The organism is Helicobacter trogontum (assembly GCF_000765905.2).
GTDB classification, from domain to species: Bacteria; Campylobacterota; Campylobacteria; order Campylobacterales; family Helicobacteraceae; genus Helicobacter_A; species Helicobacter_A trogontum.
This window is the reverse complement of sequence record NZ_JRPL02000013.1, coordinates 44,645-50,644: the sequence shown is the minus strand read 5'-3', so window position 1 is coordinate 50,644 and position 6,000 is coordinate 44,645. Positions and strand designations below refer to the sequence as shown.

8 protein-coding genes are annotated in these 6,000 nt (G+C 29.2%); all 8 read right to left on the bottom strand.

Annotation, left to right across the window (positions count from 1 at the left end):
• Nucleotides 1-205 (bottom strand): hypothetical protein (locus tag LS81_RS06525; protein WP_138069884.1); only part of this gene is annotated, 205 nt, incomplete at its 3' end.
• 138 nt (nucleotides 206-343) lie between these two features.
• Nucleotides 344-1,069: a hypothetical protein gene (locus LS81_RS06520; protein WP_034346622.1), complete on the bottom strand. Its 726-nt coding sequence runs from the start codon at nucleotides 1,067-1,069 to the stop codon at nucleotides 344-346.
• A gap of 186 nt (nucleotides 1,070-1,255) precedes the next feature.
• Nucleotides 1,256-1,900 (bottom strand): hypothetical protein, encoded by a 645-nt coding sequence (locus LS81_RS06515; protein WP_034346621.1) that lies wholly within the window; start codon nucleotides 1,898-1,900, stop codon nucleotides 1,256-1,258.
• Nucleotides 1,901-2,010: 110 nt separating this feature from the next.
• Entirely contained in the window at nucleotides 2,011-2,268 is a 258-nt protein-coding gene (locus LS81_RS06510; protein WP_138069883.1) for a hypothetical protein, read from the bottom strand.
• A 517-nt stretch (nucleotides 2,269-2,785) separates the two neighbouring features.
• Nucleotides 2,786-3,109, bottom strand: coding sequence for a hypothetical protein (locus LS81_RS06505; protein WP_034346617.1), 324 nt, complete (start codon nucleotides 3,107-3,109; stop codon nucleotides 2,786-2,788).
• Complete coding sequence (locus LS81_RS06500) at nucleotides 3,099-3,929, bottom strand: hypothetical protein (RefSeq protein ID WP_104696425.1); 831 nt, start codon at nucleotides 3,927-3,929, stop codon at nucleotides 3,099-3,101. Before LS81_RS06500 ends, LS81_RS06505 begins: the two co-directional genes overlap by 11 nt.
• A gap of 547 nt (nucleotides 3,930-4,476) precedes the next feature.
• Entirely contained in the window at nucleotides 4,477-5,361 is an 885-nt protein-coding gene (locus tag LS81_RS06495) for an ankyrin repeat domain-containing protein (protein WP_034346441.1), read from the bottom strand.
• 10 nt (nucleotides 5,362-5,371) lie between these two features.
• Nucleotides 5,372-5,869: an HIT family protein gene (locus LS81_RS06490; protein WP_034346443.1), complete on the bottom strand. Its 498-nt coding sequence runs from the start codon at nucleotides 5,867-5,869 to the stop codon at nucleotides 5,372-5,374.
• Nucleotides 5,870-6,000: the final 131 nt, after the last annotated feature.

The following is a 6,000-nucleotide window of genomic DNA, read 5'->3' as shown; positions in this document are numbered from 1 at the left end:
TTTTAGATTCTAAATAATTAGATTTTAGTGTGCTAGATTCTAGCTTTGTAGATTCTATGTTTATAGAAGTTTGTTTTATAGAATCTCGCTTTATAGATTCTGTGGGTTTTGTCTCATTGTTAGATTCTAGCATTGTGGGATTTATATTTTCTTGGTTGTTAGATTGTAACTTTATAGTTTCTCTATCATTGCTTATATGTTCCATTTAAGTTTCCTTATCATCTATTTCATAATTAACTACACTACCTGCCATTCTTAAATCTCACCTTTGAATTGGAATTTTCCAAATTCAGGCGAACAAATACACAGAGTTTTATACATTGAGATATCGCATTGTTTAGGTTTAGTCACTTTTATTCCTTTTTCGTAGAAAATCTATTTTATCAAAATCTATTTTTGCAGTATATCCCTTATCCATATCGTTTTTAATGTTGGGTATAAATATGGTGGCATAATCTTTTTCATCTAAAGACATTAAGTAAGATTCTGTTTGTTGCTTTAAATTTTTTTCTAAAATATTAAAATTATCTTTTACAATAGATAATTCGCAGTAATATTTCCTTTTGTTATTTATAAATAATATAATACTTAATCTTGTAATAAAAGCTAGTGTCTGAAAGCTATAATCCCCTAGCTTAAGTGTAATATAAAAGTTTCCCAGTGGCAAGGATATAGATTCTCCAAAATACTTTTCAATATAAAAATTATTTTTTGTGGCATACATACCTTTGAGATTAAGTGTAGTATATGATGTGATGACTACATACAAAATAACGCTCAATAATGCCAATAATATAACAAAGCCACTCCATTTGACAAGATGTAGATATGTAAAAATAAAATATATACAAAAAGCCATAGCACCAAGTTTAGCAATCCAAGACCAAAGCAAAAAGAACACATTTTTGCGTGTTTCCAACTCCCACACAATTTCTTCCCCATTAGAATCTAGCTTTCTATTTTCTTGAGTTATAGATTCTACTTTTTTAGATTCTGTGTTATTGTTGTTTGCTGTATTATTGCTTACTGCATTGTTATGAGATTCTGTATTTCTATGAATTTCACTCATTTCAATTTTTCCTTACTCACTTTATTCTCAATATTTATCAAGTTTATAACTTGTATAACTTTCTCCTATTGCTACTCCATAGGTCGCTGTAACTCCAGCCATTCCTAACTCTCTCCTAGTTAATAGGAATTTTTTCAAAGTGATTACAACTACACTCTAAACCTTTATAAATATTTTTATTTTTACTCATTGTTTATCCTTTAAGTAAGTGTCTATTTCTGCTTTGTAGGGACTAAAATCTATTGTAAAAATATTATGATTTCTTTCTTCATCAAAAATACATTCTATGTTTGATTGATAGAGTTTGTAGAGATTGACTTTGTCTTGAAGATTCAGAGATTCTAGAGCTTGGTTTGTGTGTTTTGTGTATAATGCTTTAAATTCTTGGTTGTTTTTAAAGCTACCAAGAGAGTCATAACCATAAGGGAAAAGAAACTCCATCTTGCTGTGATTTGTGTTATCTACGGAAACTCTTTCAAAATATTTTATTCCAATAGCCAAAGAAGAACCAGCAGTAAAATATCCATAAGGGTAGAAAACATCTCCATTAAATAGTGTTTTGAGTAATAACCCATTTTGTGTTAACAACACTGCTTTAAGGTTAAGTGCTTTATATACTTCATAAAGAGAGAAAAGCGTAAGTGGTATCGCTATTAATATATACCAAAATGATTTCTGCAATAAACCAGTCCAAAAAAAACAGGAAATGAAAATGCCAAAAATTAAATAAATAAGGTAGAATAAAGTAGTAATCAAATAAAACTTTCTTTTACCTTTCCAAATAATACTACTACTTTCAGAATCTAACACATTAAATTTATTTTGCAACATTAGCTCTTTCCTTTTCGCATTTTGTCTATTTCATCAAAATTGTGGTATGTTTTCATTAAATTTATATTGACAGATATTTAAAGAAGCATAGATGTTTTTTTCACAACTCATTAACTATCCTTTTTGATATTGTTTTGATAGTATTGCTTCATCTCGTCCATATATGGACTAAAATCAATTGTAAAAATATTATGATTTTTTTCTTCGTTAGATATGATTTCTATATGTTCATAATATTTTAAAAATAGATCAACTCGAGATTTTGTATCCATATCGTTAATAGCTATTTTGGTTTGTTGTTTGCAAATTTTGCTAAAAGTAGCAATATCCCCCAAAATACTTCCGGATAATCCATTTGAGCGTGGCATAATAAAATATTTTTTGTTTTTTTTTAGATTCTACAGCTATGATTTCTTGCGGAATCCTAAAATGATTCTCTTCATACATTATGAATTGACCATATTCATATAAAATATCTCCGCTAAAACGAGTTTGTAATATTAAACCATTTTTAGTTAGAAATATCTTTTTAAAATCTAGCGTAGAGTATATAAATACTCCTAAAAAAATATATATAAAGCTTGTTGATAAAGTAATTATTCCTAGTATGTATTCGTAAATTATATTAGATTGAAAAAGTATAAAGCCAACACCAAATATCCAATAAAATATATATAAAATAGCAAACTTAACAAGAATAAAGAAAAATACACGAATCTTAGAGGTGGAATCAAGATTTATTTTGCTTTCCCATAAAATTTGAGAATAGTCTATTTGAATTTTGTTTTTCCGTTTAAATGTAAAAATATCCTTTAAATATGGATACATTAGATAGCATGTATAAATATTAACTACAACAATAGCAAAGTGACTCATAAGCATATCTCATTTTATATTTGTATCTTGTATGGTGTTTGTTTCTGCTCTTTCATTACTTTTTCCCTCCACTTTTTTATAAAGCAAATTTAACACCCCAAAGTTAGCCATCACTAATTTTTTAGGCAGTATTTTATTTGTAGATTTCATATCATCTAAATGTTTTTCTACTTTATGAACAGTATAGGTTTCGCCTATAGTTAGAGTATTGGATATAATTGCCCCAGTAATTCCAAAATCTTTTCTATCAATATACTTTTTAGGCTCAAGAGAATAGATGCATAAATTTTTATAAATATTATTGCATTGTTTAGGTTTTGTATCATTTGGCATCATTATTCCTTTGTTTATCTATCATATTAAAATCTAAATAATTTAACCTCATAAAGCGTCTGTCTAAGTTTTTAAAATGATTATAACTTGCTTCATCTAAAGTAAGTAAAGTATTTTCTATATATGGCTTTAAAATATCAGCTATCTCACGAATATTTGTATTATGAAAATCTAAATACCAATAATAAGGCAAAATCTTTTTGTTGATAATTGGACGAAAAGTAATAATGCTTTGAAATCCTCTGATTTCAGGTTCATCATCGCAATATATTTCAGTTAGCAAAAGATTTAAGTCACTTCCTATGTATTTTTTGATGATAAGTTTATTGTTTGTAATGATGATTGTCTTGCAATTAAAATATAAATATAAAGAGCTCAAAAAATAAGTTAAAACAAGTAATATTACTAATATTGCTAACATCTTTCCCATGGAGTCTATCTCGTGTATTTTATATATTATAAATACACAAAAGGTTATCATAACAATTCTTTGAGATATTAAAAATAAAAATGTCCCAGATTTTAAAGAGTGTCGTAACCGTTTCAACTCCCAAACAATCTCATCACCATTAGAATCTAACTTTATGCTATCTTTGTTTTTAGTGTCGTTTGGTCTTTTAGATTCTAAATAATTAGATTTTAGTGTGCTAGATTCTAGCTTTGTAGATTCTATGTTTATAGAAGTTTGTTTTATAGAATCTCGCTTTATAGATTCTGTGGTTTTTGTCTCATTGTTAGATTCTAGCATTGTAGGATTTATATGTTTTTGGTTGTTAGATTGTAACTTTGTAGATTTTCTATCATTGCTTATATTTTTCATTTAAGTTTCCTTATCATCTATTTCATAATTAGCTACACTCTGCTACTCCCAAACCCAGCCTTTAAATTAGAATCTTTTCAAACTCATTACAATGACATTCTAAACCCTTCTATGAAGTTTTTTATGTTCAAAATAAGCTCATTGCTTCAAAATTTAGTTTTTAGAAGTTGCATTCATTATATTTTTAGATTCTATCTAAATGCAAAAGTGTGGATTATTCTAAAATCTTGCATATTAATTTTTAACTTTATTTTTCTAGGATTAATGTTAGACTGAAAGTTCTTAATACCTAAAATTTGGCTTGACTTCATTTTTCTTTGTATTAAATTGTAAATCTTATTCATTTTCACCTCTTAATGATTAATCTATGAGAATTTATTGCATAATGTATTATAGCACCCACTTTTTAGTGTTACATTGATATAGGTTGGAGTATAGGCTAAGTGTTTTTCATGTGGGGGAGGGGGGGGGGTTGCTCCTAAAAGTTTAACTTTTGTTTTTTGTAAAAGCCATTTTTAATGCAGCATGATATTATGCTGCAAAGTGACTATTCATTGGAATCTTGAGATTTTGCTTGTTTTTTGGGTGCTACATCCCATAGCTTTAGTTTCATGTTTATACTATTAAATGCGCGTTGGATTCTACCTTCTGCTTCATAATCAATACTAAATCCCACCTTAACATCAACTTGCCCCTCTTTATCTACCTTTAGTATATGGATTCCACTAGTGCCAATTGTTAGCATATTGACATTTGTGATAGTTGTGCCCGCAGGGATTATAAGTGGCTTTTGATTGCCTCCTATAAACTCCCCGTTAAGATATGCAATCGTGTTGCGAATAATTAATGGTTCATTGGTTAGATTTCTAATATTAAATACAACATTGCTTTGAGTAATCTTAAATGCACTTGCACTGATTGCAAGATTAGAATCTTCAATAATAATTGGCGGGATTATAATCCCTGTCATTGCAATTTGTGTTGGGGTTGTGCCTTGAAAGTTTGAGATATTCATATCCCCTTGCATATTCGCAAGTATATTAAGCATTTGTCGATCATTATTTAATGCTGCATAATGCAAAGCCGTGTTGCCATTGTTTTCATCTTGTGTATTTACTTTTGCTCCAGCTGCTATTAATAGTTGCACCATATAGTTATTTTTATTGCGTACAGCTTCATGTAAAGCGGTTACGCCATTATTTAGTGCATTTACATCTGCTCCACTCATGATGAGCAAATACGCACTTTCTAAAAAATTATTTTTTACCGCAGTATATAATGGGGTATTTCCTCGCCACCTAGCATTCACATCAGCTTTTAGATTGAGACCACTTTGCACATCGCTTAAAACATTGCTAAAAAGTAAATAATCATATTGATTTGCCTTTAAGATTCCAAGTGCAATACATAAGCAAATATAAATTTTTCTCATATTCTATTCCTTATAAATCATATAAGTGTTTTTTTGCAAGGCATGAAATTTTATCATAAATAGAATCAAAATCAACACCATACACACGACTATTTGCAATCGTTGTAATAAAGTTTGTGTCACCTTCATAACGAGGTACAAAATGCAAGTGTAAATGCTCTGGAATACCTGCTCCCGCTGCTTTTTTGATATTGATTCCCATATTTATACCACTAGCTCCGTATTCTTCTAGCATTGCAATGGATTTTTGCGATAAAATATGCAAATGTTGCCACTCCTCCTGTGATAAGAGTGTCGGAGTGTCTATGTGTTTATGTGGGATAAGCATAAAATGTCCAGGTATATATGGATACAAATTCATAACCCCAAAACATATAGAATCCCTATAAAACACACGATTTTTGACATCATCGTGTGGATTATTTGCTATCTCACAAAATACACATACATCATTAGAATCTGTTGTAAAATATCCACTTCGCCACGGAGAGTAAATATGTGAAAGCACATGAGCCCCTTTAAACTAACGCTATAATGTTGTGCATATTTGAGCAAATGCTATTCCACAAAGATATACCCCAAGCATTGTAATTTTATTATATCATGGAATAATAATTGCTTTAAGCTTTGCTGATGCTC

Bases quoted from the DNA above. Each gene is read 5' to 3' on its own strand.
- LS81_RS06505 (WP_034346617.1), bottom strand. From the start codon at position 3,109: ATGCCAAATGATACAAAACCTAAACAATGCAATAATATTTATAAAAAT.
- LS81_RS06520 (WP_034346622.1), bottom strand. From the start codon at position 1,069: ATGAGTGAAATTCATAGAAATACAGAATCTCATAACAATGCAGTAAGC.
- LS81_RS06510 (WP_138069883.1), bottom strand. From the start codon at position 2,268: ATGCCACGCTCAAATGGATTATCCGGAAGTATTTTGGGGGATATTGCT.
- LS81_RS06495 (WP_034346441.1), bottom strand. From the start codon at position 5,361: ATGAGAAAAATTTATATTTGCTTATGTATTGCACTTGGAATCTTAAAG.
- LS81_RS06500 (WP_104696425.1), bottom strand. From the start codon at position 3,929: ATGAAAAATATAAGCAATGATAGAAAATCTACAAAGTTACAATCTAAC.
- LS81_RS06515 (WP_034346621.1), bottom strand. From the start codon at position 1,900: ATGTTGCAAAATAAATTTAATGTGTTAGATTCTGAAAGTAGTAGTATT.